Genomic DNA, 17,222 nt, shown 5'->3' on the forward strand with positions numbered 1-17,222 from the left:
GGCCTGATAAGGCCTTTGGTCGCTATCCGGCAGGATTGTTATGCAAGGAGAAGTCATGTCAGACGCGATTAAAATCTACCATAACCCACGCTGCTCCAAGAGCCGTGAAACGCTGGAGTTACTGAAGTCCAACGGTGTGGACCCGGAAGTGGTGTTGTATCTGGAAACCCCGGCTGACGCCACAACCCTGCGTGAATTGTTGCAGATGCTGGGCATGTCCAGCGCGCGCGAGCTGATGCGCCAGAAAGAAGATCTCTATAAGTCACTTAATCTGGCGAACGTAAATCTGAGTGAAGATGCGCTGATTCAGGCAATGGTGGAAAACCCGAAATTGATGGAGCGCCCGATTGTGGTTGCCAAAGGCCAGGCGAGAATTGGACGCCCGCCGGAGCAGGTACTGGAAATCATCGGTTAACCTGAAACCTGCCGCAGTCTCTTCGGCTGCGGCGCTTACAGCTTCAGTATCTCTTTTACGAATGGAATGGTCAGCTTACGCTGGGCGGTGATCGATGCATGATCAAGCTGATCCAACGTCATAAACAGCGTACGCATTTCTCGATCCAGACGCTTGAGCAGGAAGCGTCCCACATCTTCCGGCAGTTCAAACCCACGAAGTCTGGCGCGTAATTGCAACGCCTGCAGCTTATCTTCATCGGAAAGCGGCTGCAGCTTGTAGATTTGTCCCCAGTCCAGGCGCGAGGCGAGATCCGGCAACCCCAGATTCAACTGTCTTGGCGGGCGATCGCCTGTGATCAGCAGACGCGTTTTCCCCGACTCCAGGATGCGGTTGTAGAGATCAAAGATCGCCATTTCCCACAGCGAATCCCCGGCCACACATTCGATGTTATCGATGCATACCAGCGATAAATGCTCCATACCGTCGAGCACCTCGGGGACGAACCAAGTACGCTTGTCGAGCGGCACATAGCCTACCGCATCGCCGCGCGCGGACAGTTCCGCACAAGCTGCATGCAGCAAATGACTACGGCCAGCGCCTTCACGCGACCAGAGATAAATATACCCGCTATGGTCCTGACGCAGCACGTTTTGCAGTGCAGCCAGTAAAGAGGAGTTATCCCCCGGCCAGAAACTTGCGAAAGTTTCGTCGTCAGGAAGATAAAGTGGCAAAGAGAGCTGTGCCGGTGTGTTCAGAGATACCTCAACCCAGGATTTCATAAAATCGCGTTGAGTTTAACACAGAAATACGTCGTGATAGAACCGGGCAACATCGCCACCCGGTAAGAGATTTACTGTTGCGGACTGTCGGCATCTTCCGCGTCAAGCACGACTTCTTCCGGACGCAGCAGGCTGATAACTTTGAAAATCAGGCTCAGACAAACGCCAACAATGGTCGCCAGCGCCATGCCTTTCAGCTCAGCGGCGCCAATGTGAACTTTCGCACCACTCACGCCGATGATCAAAATAACCGAGGTCAGGATCAGGTTTTGCGCTTTGTTGTAGTCAACTTTTGACTCGATCAGTACGCGAATACCAGAAGCACCAATCACGCCGTACAGCAGCAGCGATACGCCACCCATGACCGGCAGTGGAATGATTTGGATCGCCGCAGCCAGTTTGCCCACACAGGAGAGCAGAATGGCAAAAATTGCCGCGCCGCCGATAACCCAGGTACTGTAAACACGGGTAATCGCCATTACGCCAATGTTTTCGCCGTATGTGGTGTTCGGCGTAGAGCCGAAGAAACCAGAGATAACCGTAGACAGGCCGTTGGCAAACATAGAACGATGCAGGCCAGGATCGCGAATCAAATCTTTTTTCACGATATTCGCCGTTACCACCAGGTGTCCAACGTGTTCAGCGATGACCACCAGCGCCGCCGGCAGGATGGTCAGAATGGCAACCCATTCAAAGCGCGGCGTGTAGAACGTTGGCAGAGCAAACCAGTGGGCCTGCGCAATCGGCGTGGTGTCCACGACCCCCATCACGAAGGAGAGCGCGTAGCCGGCCAGCACCCCAATCAGAATCGGGATAATCGCCATAAAACCGCGGAACAGTACAGAGCCAAATACCGTAACCGCCAGCGTCACCATTGAGATGATGATGGTTTTTGAATCCGGTAATTGTCCCTCTGCTGGCAGTAACCCCGCCATGCCCGCAGCGACGCCAGCCAGCTCCAGACCGATGACGGCAACGATTGCGCCCATCGCCGCAGGAGGGAACATGACATCCAGCCAGCCGGTTCCTGCTTTCTTAACGATGAAAGAAACCAGACAGAACAGAACGCCGCACATAATGAAACCACCCAGCGCCACTTCATACCCTAACGGCAGCAACAGCAGTACCGGGGAAATAAATGCGAAGCTGGAACCCAGATACGCAGGAATTTTACCTTTACAGATAAAGAGATACAGCAATGTACCAATGCCGTTAAACAGCAGAACGGTAGCCGGGTTGATGTGGAACAGGACTGGCACCAGTACCGTTGCGCCAAACATGGCGAACAGGTGCTGCAAACTAAGCGGGATTGTCTGTAAAAGCGGCGGTCTTTCACTCACCCCGATAGCACGGCGCGTCATAGTGTTTTCCTCTGAGTGTTGTTTGTTATTAGCCTTGGGTTGTTATATTCAAAAAAAAGCCGACTCTTAAAGTCGGCTTCTTTTCACTTATTCGTTTACTTGGTACCAAAAATCTTATCGCCGGCATCGCCGAGCCCCGGAATAATGTATCCGTGCTCGTTCAACCCCTGATCGATGGAGGCCGTGTACAGCTCAACATCCGGGTGCGCTTTTTCCAGTGCCGCAATACCTTCCGGTGCCGCAACCAGGACCAGCACTTTAATGCTGGTGCAGCCTGCATTTTTCAGCAGGTCGATGGTGGCGATAACGGAACCGCCGGTTGCCAGCATCGGGTCAACGATCAGCGCCATACGCTCATCGATGTTAGATACCAGCTTCTGGAAGTACGGAACCGGCTCCAGCGTTTCTTCGTTACGGTACATACCAACCACGCTGATACGCGCGCTCGGAACGTTTTCCAGTACGCCTTCCATCATGCCCAGGCCCGCACGCAGGATTGGCACAACGGTGATTTTTTTACCTTTGATTTGGTCAACTTCAACCGGACCGTTCCAGCCTTCAATGGTCACCTTTTCGGTTTCCAGACCAGCGGTTGCTTCATAAGTCAGCAGGCTGCCAACTTCCGAGGCGAGTTCACGAAAGCGTTTAGTGCTGATGTCGTTTTCACGCATCAGTCCCAGCTTGTGTTTGACGAGTGGGTGTTTGACTTCCACGATCTTCATACTCTTCTCCTTTCCTCAGACGAGTGGCAACCACAAAAAAAATCGCCGGATTATACCGCTTTTCGTCTCTGGCGCAACACTGGATACGCTTGATATGGATCAACCAAAGTCGTTTGCGTCTGGATGATGAGTATAAAACAAGCCCCGCATTATTGGCGGGGTTGGCTGTCAATACTATGAATTTTATAGATATTCAGCATTGGTCTGGATAACGTTTTGATACCATGAAAAAGATTTCTTCGGCGAGCGTACTAACGTTCCGCTTCCGTCATTATTTTTATCAACATAGATAAAGCCGTAGCGTTTTTTCATCTCCCCCGTCCCGGCCGAGACTAAATCAATACAGCCCCACGGGGTATAACCCATCAGGTCCACGCCATCTTCCACTACCGCTTTTTTCATTTCGCTGATATGTGCGGCCATATAGTCAATACGATAGGAATCATCCACCGATCCGTCGGCCTGCTGCACGTCAATCGCACCAAAGCCGTTTTCGACGATAAACAGCGGCAGTTGGTAATGATCCCAGAACCAGTTCAGCGAATAGCGCAGACCAACGGGATCAATCTGCCAGCCCCAGTCCGATTTCTGCACGTACGGGTTGGAAACCAGACTTTTCGACTCGTCGTAGTCCAGCTGTGGGTTGTCTGCCGTGGCCTGCGTTGCGAAAGACATATAGTAGCTAAAGCCGATGTAATCGACCCCCCCCTCGGTCAGCGCCTGACGGTCTTCCTCGGTGATATCAAGATCAAAGCCACGCCGGGCAAAGTAGTTGAGAAGATGCTGCGGGTATTTGCCGCGCACATGGACATCGGTAAACCAGTAACGCCGGTGCATGGCGTTCATCGCCATCATCATATCGTCCGGCGCACAGGTCAGTGGATAGATAGGACACATGGCAATCATGCACCCTATCTGCAATGCCGGGTTAATCTCACGCGCAGCCTTTACCGCCAGCGCGCTTGCCACCAGTTCATAGTGCGCCGCCTGGTACATAACCGGCTCGCGGTCTTCACCGGGCTGATATTTCAGGCCAGAGTTAGTAAAAGGCGCGAAGTCTTCGTGATAATTTGCCTGGTTGTTAATTTCATTAAACGTCATCCAGTACTTCACTTTGTGCTGGTAACGGGTAAAAACCACTGCGGCAAAACGGACAAAGAAATCGATAAGTTTGCGGTTACGCCAGCCGCCATATTCCGTCACCAGATGGTATGGCATCTCGAAATGCGACAACGTAATCACCGGTTCAATGCCATATTTCAGGCATTCGTCAAACAGGTCATCATAGAACTGCAGGCCAGCCTCATTGGGTTGCGCTTCGTCGCCTAAAGGGAAAATACGCGTCCAGGCAATCGAAGTGCGAAAACATTTAAACCCCATTTCGGCAAACAGTTTAATGTCGTCTTTATAGCGGTGATAAAAATCGATGGCGTCGTGGTTAGGGTAGTTTTTACCGGCAATCACACCGTCAGTGATTTCACGCGCCACGCCATACGCCCCCGCCGTCATGACATCGGCAACGCTAATTCCTTTTCCACCTTCCTGCCAGCCACCTTCCAGTTGATGAGCGGCTACGGCACCACCCCACATGAAATCTGCTTTAAATCCTGACATACCCTTCCCCTCTCGTGATTACTCTGTGCCAAACGCTGTTGATGAGGTCTGCAACAGAAAACAGAAACCGGTTTCAGTACGATACTGTGTATTCAGCAGGCAGGTTTCAAGCACAAGACTGTACCCGGTTTCATTTTCGTGGCGCAGTTCAAACAAATAGATAAATGATTGTAAAATGCTGAAAAAATCAGCACATAAAACTTGATGCAGAGCAGGCTCGCAAACGTTTGCTTTCCCTGTTAGAATTGCGCCGAATTTAACTTTTACTGCAAGTAAACATGTGGGGAAGCAGGCAGTGACCGATAAAACCTCTCTTAGCTACAAAGATGCCGGTGTTGATATTGATGCAGGTAATGCTCTGGTTGATCGAATCAAAGGCGTAGTAAAGAAAACTCGTCGTCCGGAAGTTATGGGTGGTCTGGGTGGCTTCGGTGCGCTGTGCGCATTGCCGCAAAAATATCGTGAACCGGTACTGGTTTCCGGCACTGATGGCGTCGGCACAAAACTGCGTCTGGCGATGGATCTGAAACGCCACGACACTATCGGCATTGACCTCGTCGCAATGTGCGTCAACGACCTCGTGGTTCAGGGCGCTGAGCCGCTGTTTTTCCTCGACTACTATGCTACCGGCAAACTGGATGTGGATACCGCAGCCAGCGTCATTAACGGTATTGCCGAAGGCTGTCTGCAGTCTGGCTGTGCGCTTGTCGGCGGTGAAACGGCTGAAATGCCGGGGATGTACCACGGCGAAGATTACGACGTGGCAGGCTTCTGCGTTGGCGTCGTCGAAAAATCTGAGATCATCGACGGTTCAAAAGTGGCTGACGGCGACGTACTGATTGCACTCGGCTCCAGCGGTCCGCACTCCAACGGCTACTCTCTGGTGCGCAAAATTGTTGAAGTCAGCGGTTGTGACCCGGAAATCACCGAGCTTGAAGGCAAGCCGCTGGCCGATCACTTACTGGCCCCGACCCGCATTTATGTCAAATCCATTCTGGAACTGATTGAGAAGGTTGATGTGCATGCCATTGCCCACCTGACCGGCGGTGGTTTCTGGGAAAATATTCCACGCGTTCTGCCAGACAACACGCAGGCTGTGATCGACGAATCTTCATGGCAGTGGCCAGCCGTCTTCAACTGGCTGCAAACGGCGGGTAACGTCAGCCAGCATGAGATGTATCGCACCTTTAACTGCGGCGTAGGCATGGTTATCGCCCTGCCAGCTTCTGAAGTGGACAAAGCCCTTGCTTTGCTCAATGAGAAAGGTGAAAACGCATGGAAAATCGGTATCATCAAAGCTTCTGATTCCGAACAGCGTGTGGTCATTGAATGAAAAACATTGTGGTGCTCATTTCCGGCAACGGAAGCAATTTGCAGGCGATAATGGATGCCTGCGAACAGAATAAAATCAATGGCACCATACGTGCAGTATTCAGTAACAAGGCCGATGCGTTCGGCCTTGAGCGCGCACGCGAAGCGAATATTCCTGCACACTCGCTGGAAGCCGCCCAGTTTGCCAGTCGCGAAGCATTCGACCAGCAACTGATACAAGAGATCGACGCTTATGCCCCCGATCTCGTGGTGCTGGCCGGTTATATGCGCATTCTAAGTCCGACGTTTGTTGCTCACTATTCTGAACGATTGCTGAATATCCACCCTTCTTTATTGCCGAAGTATCCTGGCCTGCACACGCACCGTCAGGTTCTGGAAAACGGCGATGAACAGCATGGCACTTCCGTCCATTTCGTCACAGATGAACTGGACGGCGGACCGGTTATTCTCCAGGCCAAGGTTCCGGTATTTGAAGGCGACAGCGAAGATGATGTCACGGCACGAGTCCAGACCCAGGAACATACCATTTACCCGCTGGTGGTAAGCTGGTTTACTGATGGTCGCCTGAAGATGCGTGATAACGCAGCATGGCTGGACGGCGTTTGTCTGCCGCCACAAGGCTACGCCGCCGACGAAGAATAAAATCAACCTGTAAACCGGATCTCATCATCCGGTTTACAGGCATAAATACCTTTTCCGGTTAACATCTCCGGTATTCATCTACGCTCCCCCTTTCTCTTTGCTATCAGACGGTTTATTGTCATATTTTTCTGGCACTGTTGGACATCTGAGAGCAATGCTCGCCATAATAAATCGGTAGTGTCCCGTGAATGAAACGGAGTAAAAGTGGTAATGGGTCAGGAAAAGCTATACATCGAGAAAGAACTCAGCTGGTTAGCGTTCAACGAACGTGTACTCCAGGAAGCTGCTGATAAGTCAAACCCGTTGATCGAACGGATGCGTTTCTTAGGCATCTATTCCAATAATCTCGACGAGTTTTATAAGGTTCGTTTTGCCGAACTGAAGCGCCGAATCATTATTAGCGAAGAACAGGGTTCAAACTCTCACTCCCGCCATCTGTTAGGTAAAATCCAGGCCCGTGTATTAAAAGCCGATCAGGAATTTGACGGCCTGTACAACGAGTTGCTGCTGGAGATGGCGCGCAACCAGATTTTCCTTATCAATGAACGTCAGTTGTCGGTCAATCAACAGAGCTGGTTACGCCACTACTTCAAACAATATCTTCGCCAGCACATTACACCGATCCTGATTAACCGCGAGACGGATTTAGTTCAGTTTCTGAAAGATGACTACACCTATCTGGCGGTGGAAATTATCCGCGGCGATACGATCCGCTATGCGCTGCTGGAAATCCCTTCCGACAAGGTTCCCCGTTTTGTGAATCTACCGCCGGAAACCCCGCGCCGTCGCAAACCGATGATCCTGCTGGACAACATCTTACGCTACTGCCTTGACGACATTTTCAAAGGGTTCTTTGATTACGATGCGCTGAACGCCTATTCGATGAAAATGACTCGCGATGCCGAATACGATTTGGTGCACGAGATGGAATCGAGCCTGATGGAGCTGATGTCGTCCAGCCTGAAACAGCGTCTGACCGCAGAGCCTGTACGTTTTGTCTATCAGCGCGACATGCCCAATGCGCTGGTCGAGGTACTGCGTGAAAAGCTGACGATTTCTCGCTACGACTCGATTGTTCCCGGCGGGCGTTACCATAACTTCAAAGACTTTATTAATTTCCCCAACGTTGGCAAAGCTAACCTGGTGAACAAACCGCTGCCGCGTTTGCGCCATATCTGGTTCGATAACGAGAAGTTTCGTAACGGCTTTGACGCCGTTCGCGAACGCGACGTGCTGCTATATTATCCGTATCACACTTTTGAGCACGTTCTTGAACTGTTGCGCCAGGCCTCTTTCGACCCGAGCGTGCTGGCGATAAAAATCAACATCTACCGTGTGGCCAAAGACTCGCGCATCATTGATTCGATGATCCATGCTGCGCACAACGGTAAGAAAGTCACCGTGGTGGTGGAGTTGCAGGCTCGCTTTGATGAAGAAGCCAACATTCATTGGGCCAAGCGTCTTACCGAGGCAGGCGTTCACGTTATCTTCTCCGCGCCGGGCCTGAAAATTCACGCCAAATTGTTCCTTATCTCGCGTAAAGAAGGTGATGAAGTTGTGCGCTATGCACATATCGGGACGGGGAACTTCAACGAAAAAACGGCGCGTCTCTATACCGACTACTCGTTACTTACCGCCGACTCACGCATTACCAACGAGGTTCGTCGGGTGTTCAACTTCATCGAGAACCCGTATCGTCCGGTGACGTTCGATTATCTGCTGGTTTCTCCGCAGAACTCGCGCCGTTTGCTGTACGCGATGATTGACAAAGAAATCGCCAACGCGCAGCAAGGACAGCCTTCCGGTATCACCCTAAAACTGAATAACCTGGTCGATAAAGGCCTGGTTGATCGTCTCTATGCGGCCTCAAGCTCAGGCGTGCCAGTCAATTTATTGATTCGCGGTATGTGCTCTTTGATTCCGAACCTGGAAGGCATTAGCGACAATATTCGCGTGATAAGCATAGTTGACCGCTACCTTGAACACGACCGGGTTTATATCTTCGAAAACGGTGGAGACAAGCAGGTATACCTCTCCTCCGCAGACTGGATGACCAGGAATATCGACTATCGCATCGAAGTCGCCACACCGCTGCTGGACCCGCGTCTTAAGCAACGGGTGCTGGATATTATCGATATCCTGTTCAGCGACACGGTGAAGGCTCGCTTCATCGATAAAGAACTCAGTAATCGCTACGTACCACGCGGAAACCGCCGTAAGGTTCAGTCACAATTGGCGATATACGACTACATCAAATCACTCGAGCAACCTGACTAACGCTATGCCAATACACGACAAGACTCCACGACCGCAGGAATTTGCTGCGGTCGACCTTGGTTCAAACAGTTTCCATATGGTCATTGCCCGCGTGGTTGATGGCGCAATGCAGATTATCGGGCGACTGAAACAGCGCGTTCATCTGGCGGATGGCCTCGGCGAAGATAACAAGCTGAGCGAAGAGGCAATGGAGCGCGGATTAAGCTGCCTGTCGCTGTTCGCCGAACGTCTGCAGGGCTTTCCCCCATCAAGTGTATGCATCGTGGGAACCCATACTTTGCGTCAGGCGCTAAATGCGACCGAGTTTCTCAAGCGAGCAGAAAAAGTTATCCCCTACCCGATTGAGATTATTTCCGGTAATGAAGAAGCCCGACTGATTTTTATGGGCGTGGAGCACACCCAGCCGGAAAAGGGTCGTAAGCTGGTTATTGATATCGGCGGTGGTTCAACAGAACTGGTGATCGGCGAAGATTTCGAGCCCAAACTGGTGGAAAGCCGTCGTATGGGCTGCGTCAGTTTTGCTCAGATGTATTTCCCGGGCGGCGCTATTAGTCGAGAAAACTTCCAGCGTGCGCGCATGGCGGCAGCGCAAAAGCTTGAAACCTTAACCTGGCAGTTTCGCATTCAGGGCTGGAACGTTGCGCTGGGCGCGTCGGGCACGATTAAAGCGGCACACGAAGTGCTGCTGGAGATGGGCGAGAAAGATGGTTTTATCACCCCTGAACGCCTGGACAAACTGCGATCCGAAGTGCTGAAGCATGCGTCATTCGATGCGCTCAGCCTGCCGGGGCTGTCTGAAGAGCGAAAAGCGGTGTTTGTGCCGGGACTCGCGATTCTGTGCGGCGTTTTTGACGCACTGGCTATCCGCGAACTCCGCCTTTCTGATGGCGCACTACGCGAAGGCGTGCTGTATGAGATGGAAGGTCGTTTTCGCCACCAGGACGTTCGCAGCCGTACCGCGAGCAGCCTGGCGAACCAGTACAACATCGACAGCGAACAGGCCCGGCGCGTACTGGAAACGACGATGCAAATGTACGATCAGTGGCATACGCAGCAGCCAAAGCTGGCCAATCCACAACTGGAAGCGTTGCTGCGCTGGGCGGCGATGCTGCATGAGGTTGGGCTGAACATCAACCACAGCGGTTTACATCGCCACTCGGCGTATATCCTCCAAAACAGCGATTTACCGGGTTTCAATCAGGAACAACAGCTGATGATGGCAACCCTGGTTCGATATCATCGCAAAGCGGTGAAACTGGATGATTTGCCCCGCTTTACGTTGTTCAAGAAAAAACAGTTTCTGCCGTTAATTCAGCTGTTGCGCCTGGGCGTGCTGCTGAATAATCAGCGACAGGCGACCACCACGCCACCGACGCTGACCCTAATTACCGACGACAACCACTGGACCTTACGCTTTCCGCATGACTGGTTTAGCCAGAATGCGCTGGTGCTGCTCGATCTGGAAAAAGAGCAGCAATACTGGGAAGCCGTTACCGGCTGGCGACTCAAAATTGAAGAAGAGAGTTCACCCGATATCGCCGCATAAGCTCTCAGCAGGTGCCAGTTCTTCTGGCACCTGTTCTTCCAGCATTTCATGCAACGGCTGCGGTTTACCAATCAGATACCCCTGCATGTAATCAATCCCCAGCGAAATTACCGCACTGCGTATTTCTTCGCTTTCGACGTACTCCGCGACCACCAGCATTCTTTTCATCCGCGCCAGATGGCAAATAGAGGCCACGATTTGATAGTCGAGGCTATTCGAAACGATGTTGCGAATAAAGCTGCCATCAATTTTCAGGATATCGGCATTCACATTCTTCAGCCGCGCATAGCTGGCATATCCGGTACCAAAATCATCAATCGCAATCTGACAGCCCAATGATTGCAGCTGCAGTAACGTTGCCTGCGCCTGTTCCGCATTGGTTAAGGCATTGCTTTCCGTTACTTCAAAAATCAGCTGCCACGGTTCAACTTTGTACTTAATCAGCAACTGGTTGATGTCATGCGGAAGCCGGGCACGGCATACCGACGTGGGAGATAAGTTAATAGCAAACCGACGGGCGGGCATTTTTTCCCGATTCTGCGCCATAAACTTCAGCGTATTTTCAATCACCCACAGATCGATGCTGGATGACAATCCAAACTCATGCGCTACCGGTAAGAAGCTGTCAGGACCGATGGTTTTACCATCATCCCCCTCTAGCCGCAGCAGAATTTCGTGATAAACATCGCCGCGCACGCCTGAAATCGGCTGCGCCATCAGGAAAAAGCGATTGTGCTCCAGCGCCAGCTGCAGACGATTCATCATCGCAACCTTATCTTTCAGGTCACGTTGCAGGTGCATCACGCCTCGGCGCTGCAAATTCTCTGGCGCATTAGTCGCCAGAGAAAGCTCGGCGATGGTGCTTAACTCCCCCAGTAACAAGTAGATGTGGTTAACAGGAGAACGGACATAGCAAAAACTAATCCCCACCTGCGGCTGTAAAGGCATGCCATCCCAGATAAAACGAAACTGCTTGATATGCCTGTCCAGCGCTTCAATACGCTCCTGATGCGACTCGGTGTTAAAACGCAGCACTAAATCATTACCCGATAACTGATAGACATGCTCATCTTGTTTCAGCAATGGCTTTACCCACTGGGCAAGTTTTTGCTTGTACTGGATACGCAGCATAATGCCGTAATTTTTCACCAGCAGTTCCATACCCGGAACACTCAAAAAGCAAAGCACTGACCATGGCGCCTTTCTCAAATCCCGGTTCAAAGCGCGCAAATTCGGAATATGCACCATGGGGTCAAAGAAGGCCAGACGATGAGAATGTCTGGCAACAATTCTCTGGCGCGTTGCCAGTACGGCAATAAAATTCACGATGAAGGAGAAAACCAGGTAACTCGATGAGGTAATGGCAAGCTGCACATCGTAACCCGAATACCAGGGCATATAGCGTTGATAATAATGAATTGCTGTAATGAGTACGAGCATCCATATTAACGAAATAAATTTATAACCGTAACGCATTGCTCCCCATAGCATGACGGGCAGCAGCAGTGACAAGGTATAATTCGTGCTAAATATCGAGCTTTGCTCATCTAACGGCATACACAACAATGTCATTAGTATGGTCAATATAATCAGCCAGACCGCAAACTCTGTTTTGGTAACTTTGGTGTCAAACTGCTGCTTTAACTGAGATAAATAGCCTCTGATATACAAAGGATTACGAATCGTGCGAATGATAAAGTAGCACAGTGGAACCCCAACCAGATTCCCGGCCAGCATGGCCTGATAGTTGATCAACGTGCCGGTATTAAGGGGCATAACGCCCACCATGCCGGATTTGCTCTCATAGACGCCCACAAACGCGGCGAAATGGAAGAATAGCAGAAACAGCGTTGCCGGGCAGAAAACCTGCCAAAACATGTGCTGAAACATCAGGTGGGAGTCACCGTAAGAAACGTTATTACGCCGGGGAGCAAAAACTTTATACCCTCCCCAACTAAGCACTATCGTAACTATAAAGTGCGAAATTATTGAGAGCATTTCAAATAACCCAACCTGCGGATATTTGTACCAGATGATGGAAATGATAATTCCTGGTAATGCCGCCCAACCGAAAAACAACATCAGGCTAACCATTAGCGCTAAAGGCAGGTAGAAAAGAATTACGTTCCCGGTACTAATATGGGCATAGGTGTTAGCAGTGCTCAATATAGGCAACAGCAAGGAAGGCAAGATGAGAGGTAACGCCCACCATCTATCTCTAATACCAATATAATTTTTATTGAGTTTCATAGATGCTCAGTAGAATCCCGCACATCCTGCAGGGGGTATTCGGACAGGCATCCCACCTGACGTTAAAACGATAAAGTTAAATACATTAAAATGACTCATCAATTCTAGTTGTCAGCAAAGGGTGATGCTTGATACATATCAATAAATAAGTCCCTCATTAATCAATTATTACTCTTTTCATGGTTTTTTATCGTTATCTCATTATTAATGCAAATAATAATATTAATTTCCATAACATAAATAGATAAAACAACTGAATCAATTTTACATAAGGAAAAATTGACCATTCCCTCACAGTATGCCTTAATGTGACTATCGCCCTCAGTTGGGTACACTACAAGGAACCTTTTGTGAGCCAGGTTACCAGCCTACGCAAACGACACCGATTTAACAGTCGCATGATCCGGATCGTACTGCTTATCAGCTTTCTTTTCTTCTTCGGACGCTTCGTCTACTCCGCCATAGGTGCGTGGCACCACCACCAGAACAAAAAAGAATCTCAGCAGATCACCCTGCCGCAACAGGCATCTCCTGCACAAACTGACGTACGCTGACCGCTCGCGCCGATGATACCCACAGCATTAAGATTCCTTACCGGATGGCTAATCGCCTGACATTTAACCATCCGGTAAGGGATTTGAGTGATGAAACTTCACGCAGTCTTACCCACCCACACGTGCTGATATATCGGATAATCAACCGTGTTTTTCGCACAAATACACCATCTTTTAATCCCACTTCACCGCGCCATTCGCGCTGATTTTTTTACGTTCCAGTGTACTGGATATAAAAAAGATACACTGCGCTCAAATAGACGCTAATTAATATCGCTAGAAAATATCACTGACTAAAACATTCATATTTAGCATGAAATTAAATGCTTATCTGAATTGTTACCATTATTAAATTCCACAGGGTAATACCATGAGTACTTTTCATTATTTCCGTAAATAAGAAGCGGTGTTGAATGGATCGCAGACGTTAAGTGTGTGATTAACCCTACTATCGAGCAGGACTGTCGCATCGATAAAATTCGCGCAATAAAAAGCCCTCTGTAAACAGAGGGCTTTTACATACTACCGGTTCAGAAACCGCTAAACGGGAGGAATATTATTCCCACTCAATCGTAGCTGGCGGCTTACCGCTGATGTCATACACCACGCGGGAAATACCGTTAACTTCGTTGATAATGCGGTTAGAGACGCGGCCTAAGAAGTCATACGGCAGGTGCGCCCAGTGCGCGGTCATAAAGTCGATGGTTTCAACAGCACGCAGGGAAACAACCCAGTCGTACTTACGGCCATCGCCCATGACGCCAACGGAACGTACTGGCAGGAACACGGTGAACGCCTGGCTCACTTTGTTGTACAGGTCAGCGTTGTGCAGTTCCTCAATGAAGATAGCATCCGCACGGCGCAGCAGGTCGCAGTACTCTTTCTTCACTTCGCCCAGCACGCGTACGCCCAGACCCGGCCCCGGGAATGGGTGACGGTACAACATGTCGTACGGCAGACCCAGTTCCAGACCAATCTTACGCACTTCGTCTTTGAACAGCTCACGCAGCGGTTCAACCAGACCCATCTTCATCTCTTTCGGCAAACCGCCCACGTTGTGGTGAGATTTGATGACGTGCGCTTTACCAGTGGCAGAAGCCGCGGATTCGATCACGTCCGGATAGATGGTTCCCTGCGCCAGCCACTTAACGTCTTCCAGCTTCAGCGCTTCTTCGTCGAAGACTTCCACGAACACGCGGCCGATGATTTTACGTTTAGCTTCCGGATCGTTCTCGCCTTTCAGCGCGTCCAGGAAACGCTTTTCACCTTCAACATGAATGATGTTCAGGCCGAAATGGTCGCCGAACATATCCATCACCTGCTGAGCTTCGTTGAGACGCAGCAGACCGTTGTCGACGAACACACAGGTCAGGTTTTTGCCAATTGCACGGTGCAGCAGCATCGCGGTGACGGAGGAGTCAACGCCGCCGGAGAGGCCGAGGATCACTTTATCAGTGCCAACCTGCTCACGAATGCGGGCAACGGCGTCATCGATAATTTTTGCCGGGGTCCACAGCGCTTCACACTGGCAGATGTCGCGCACAAAACGCTCCAGCATGCGCATCCCCTGACGGGTGTGGGTAACTTCCGGATGGAACTGCACACCGTAGAAACGTTTTTCCTCGTGCGCCATGATGGCAAACGGGCAGTTGTCGGTGCTGGCAACGGTCACGAAACCTTCCGGAATAGCGGTCACTTTGTCGCCGTGGCTCATCCACACGTCCAGCAGTGGTTTGCCGTCTGCGGTCAGAGAGTCTTCAATACCGCGGATCAGCGCGCTGTCGGTCTGAACTTCAACCTGCGCATAGCCGAATTCACGTTCGTTAGAACCTTCAACATGGCCACCGAGCTGCATTGCCATAGTCTGCATGCCGTAGCACACGCCGAACACAGGCACGCCCGCTGTGAAAACGTATTCCGGCGCACGCGGGCTGTTTTCTTCAGTGGTGCTTTCCGGACCACCGGAAAGAATGATACCGCTTGGGTTGAATTCGCGAATTTGTGCTTCCGTAACATCCCACGCCCACAGTTCACAATAGACGCCCAGTTCACGTACGCGACGAGCAACCAGCTGAGTGTACTGAGATCCGAAATCAAGGATGAGAATGCGATGTTTATGAATATTGTCTGTCATTGACGCTAATTCCGAGGCAAGTGAAACAAATTCGCCCGGCATATAGCCGGGCGCGGAAACTTATCAGGAGCCCATGCGGTAGTTAGGGGACTCTTTGGTGATGGTCACATCGTGAACGTGACTTTCCTGAATACCCGCACCGCTGATACGTACAAACTCTGCTTTTGTTCGCAGCGCGTCGATAGTACCACAGCCGGTCAGACCCATACAGGAGCGCAGGCCACCCATCTGCTGGTGAATGATCTCTTTCAGGCGACCTTTATACGCAACGCGACCTTCGATACCTTCCGGGACCAGTTTGTCAGCGGCGTTATCGCTCTGGAAATAACGGTCGGAAGAACCTTTGGACATCGCGCCCAGAGAGCCCATACCACGGTATGATTTGTAAGAACGGCCCTGATACAGTTCGATTTCGCCCGGAGATTCTTCAGTCCCCGCCAGCATAGAGCCAACCATCACTGCAGAAGCACCCGCAGCGATCGCTTTTGCGATGTCGCCGGAAAAACGAATACCGCCATCGGCAATAACCGGGATACCAGTGCCTTCCAGCGCTTCAACAGCGTCAGAAACGGCGGTGATCTGCGGTACACCTACGCCGGTAACGATACGGGTAGTACAGATGGAGCCTGGGCCGATACCGACTTTAACAGCGCTGCAGCCGGCTTCCGCCAGCGCGCGAGCGCCTGCACCAGTCGCAACGTTCCCCCCGATGATCTGCAGATCCGGGTATTTAGCACGAGTTTCACGGATACGCTGCAGTACGCCTTCTGAGTGACCGTGAGAGGAGTCAATCAGCAGTACATCAACGCCAGCGGCAACCAGCGCGTCAACACGCTCTTCATTACCCGCACCTGCGCCTACAGCAGCCCCAACGCGCAGACGACCATGCTCGTCTTTACAGGCGTTAGGTTTACGTTCCGCTTTCTGGAAATCTTTAACGGTGATCATGCCGAGCAGATGGAAGCTGTCGTCAACAACCAGCGCTTTCTCGACGCGTTTTTCGTGCATTTTGGCAAAGACAACATCGCGTGCTTCGCCTTCACGAACGGTCACCAGACGCTCTTTCGGCGTCATGTAGACGCTAACCGGCTGATTCAGATCAGTCACAAACCGTACGTCACGACCGGTGATGATGCCGACCAGTTCGTTATCTTCAGTCACAACCGGGTAGCCTGCGAAACCGTTACGCTCGGTCAGTTCTTTTACTTCGCGCAGAGTGGTGGTTGGCAGTACGGTTTGTGGGTCGGTCACGACGCCAGATTCGTGTTTCTTCACGCGACGAACTTCTTCCGCCTGGCGCTCAATAGACATGTTTTTGTGGATAAAACCGATGCCGCCTTCCTGAGCCAGGGCAATTGCCAGGCGCGCTTCCGTCACGGTGTCCATTGCTGCGGAGAGCATAGGAATGTTCAGGCGAATGGTTTTCGTCAACTGGGTGCTGAGATCAGCAGTATTCGGCAGAACGGTAGAATGAGCGGGAACGAGGAGGACGTCGTCAAACGTCAGGGCTTCTTTTGCGATACGTAGCATGGGCAATATCTCACCTGGGAGGTTATTAAATATTGCCGCGGCATTATACAGAGCGTAACCGATTGCATCCACACTTTTTTGCAA

General features: G+C 51.1%; 13 protein-coding genes. 6 read left to right on the forward strand and 7 right to left on the reverse strand.

Annotated elements, in window-relative coordinates:
- Positions 1–55: 55 nt before the first annotated feature.
- Complete coding sequence (arsC, locus tag N0B36_RS19250; protein ID WP_115190349.1) at positions 56–415, forward strand: arsenate reductase (glutaredoxin); 360 nt, start codon at positions 56–58, stop codon at positions 413–415.
- 35 nt (positions 416–450) lie between these two features.
- Here the strand turns inward: arsC and N0B36_RS19255 are convergent, their stop codons facing one another.
- From N0B36_RS19255 to N0B36_RS19270, 4 genes are all read right to left on the reverse strand, one after another.
- A complete protein-coding gene (locus N0B36_RS19255; RefSeq protein WP_200049399.1) occupies positions 451–1,152 on the reverse strand; it encodes a DnaA inactivator Hda in 702 nt (233 codons plus the stop codon).
- A gap of 95 nt (positions 1,153–1,247) precedes the next feature.
- On the reverse strand, positions 1,248–2,537 hold the full coding sequence (uraA, locus tag N0B36_RS19260) for a uracil permease (RefSeq protein WP_016157119.1): 1,290 nt from the start codon (positions 2,535–2,537) through the stop codon (positions 1,248–1,250).
- Between the two features lie 95 nt (positions 2,538–2,632).
- On the reverse strand, positions 2,633–3,259 hold the full coding sequence (upp, locus tag N0B36_RS19265; protein ID WP_003835110.1) for a uracil phosphoribosyltransferase: 627 nt from the start codon (positions 3,257–3,259) through the stop codon (positions 2,633–2,635).
- 183 nt (positions 3,260–3,442) lie between these two features.
- Entirely contained in the window at positions 3,443–4,873 is a 1,431-nt protein-coding gene (locus tag N0B36_RS19270; RefSeq protein WP_200080345.1) for a 6-phospho-beta-glucosidase, read from the reverse strand.
- 295 nt (positions 4,874–5,168) lie between these two features.
- Between N0B36_RS19270 and purM the strand changes: the two genes are divergently transcribed.
- From purM to ppx, 4 genes are all read left to right on the forward strand, one after another.
- Positions 5,169–6,206 (forward strand): phosphoribosylformylglycinamidine cyclo-ligase, encoded by a 1,038-nt coding sequence (gene purM / locus N0B36_RS19275; protein WP_049041569.1) that lies wholly within the window; start codon positions 5,169–5,171, stop codon positions 6,204–6,206.
- Positions 6,203–6,847 carry a phosphoribosylglycinamide formyltransferase gene (purN, locus tag N0B36_RS19280; RefSeq protein WP_259688843.1) on the forward strand — a complete coding sequence of 215 codons (645 nt, stop codon included), beginning with the start codon at positions 6,203–6,205 and terminating at the stop codon, positions 6,845–6,847. Before purM ends, purN begins: the two co-directional genes overlap by 4 nt.
- A 210-nt stretch (positions 6,848–7,057) precedes the next feature.
- Positions 7,058–9,124: a polyphosphate kinase 1 gene (gene ppk1, locus N0B36_RS19285; RefSeq protein WP_003835119.1), complete on the forward strand. Its 2,067-nt coding sequence runs from the start codon at positions 7,058–7,060 to the stop codon at positions 9,122–9,124.
- A 4-nt stretch (positions 9,125–9,128) separates the two neighbouring features.
- On the forward strand, positions 9,129–10,670 hold the full coding sequence (ppx, locus tag N0B36_RS19290) for an exopolyphosphatase (RefSeq protein WP_047501587.1): 1,542 nt from the start codon (positions 9,129–9,131) through the stop codon (positions 10,668–10,670).
- Here the strand turns inward: ppx and N0B36_RS19295 are convergent.
- Positions 10,650–12,920, reverse strand: a complete 2,271-nt coding sequence (locus N0B36_RS19295; RefSeq protein ID WP_047501586.1) for a sensor domain-containing phosphodiesterase — start codon at positions 12,918–12,920, stop codon at positions 10,650–10,652. The genes ppx and N0B36_RS19295 overlap by 21 nt on opposite strands.
- Positions 12,921–13,270: 350 nt before the next feature.
- Here N0B36_RS19295 and N0B36_RS19300 point away from each other — a divergent pair, with 350 nt between their 5' ends.
- Positions 13,271–13,474: a YfgG family protein gene (locus tag N0B36_RS19300; protein ID WP_047416419.1), complete on the forward strand. Its 204-nt coding sequence runs from the start codon at positions 13,271–13,273 to the stop codon at positions 13,472–13,474.
- Positions 13,475–14,030: 556 nt separating this feature from the next.
- Here the strand turns inward: N0B36_RS19300 and guaA are convergent.
- Positions 14,031–15,608 carry a glutamine-hydrolyzing GMP synthase gene (gene guaA / locus N0B36_RS19305; protein WP_016153990.1) on the reverse strand — a complete coding sequence of 526 codons (1,578 nt, stop codon included), beginning with the start codon at positions 15,606–15,608 and terminating at the stop codon, positions 14,031–14,033.
- A gap of 63 nt (positions 15,609–15,671) precedes the next feature.
- The gene (guaB, locus tag N0B36_RS19310; RefSeq protein ID WP_019077375.1) at positions 15,672–17,138 is read right to left on the reverse strand and encodes an IMP dehydrogenase; all 1,467 of its coding nucleotides are present in this window, start codon (positions 17,136–17,138) and stop codon (positions 15,672–15,674) included.
- Positions 17,139–17,222: the final 84 nt, after the last annotated feature.

The sequence above is a fragment of the Citrobacter sp. XY323 genome (assembly GCF_025106035.1).
GTDB lineage: Bacteria > Pseudomonadota > Gammaproteobacteria > Enterobacterales > Enterobacteriaceae > Citrobacter > Citrobacter braakii.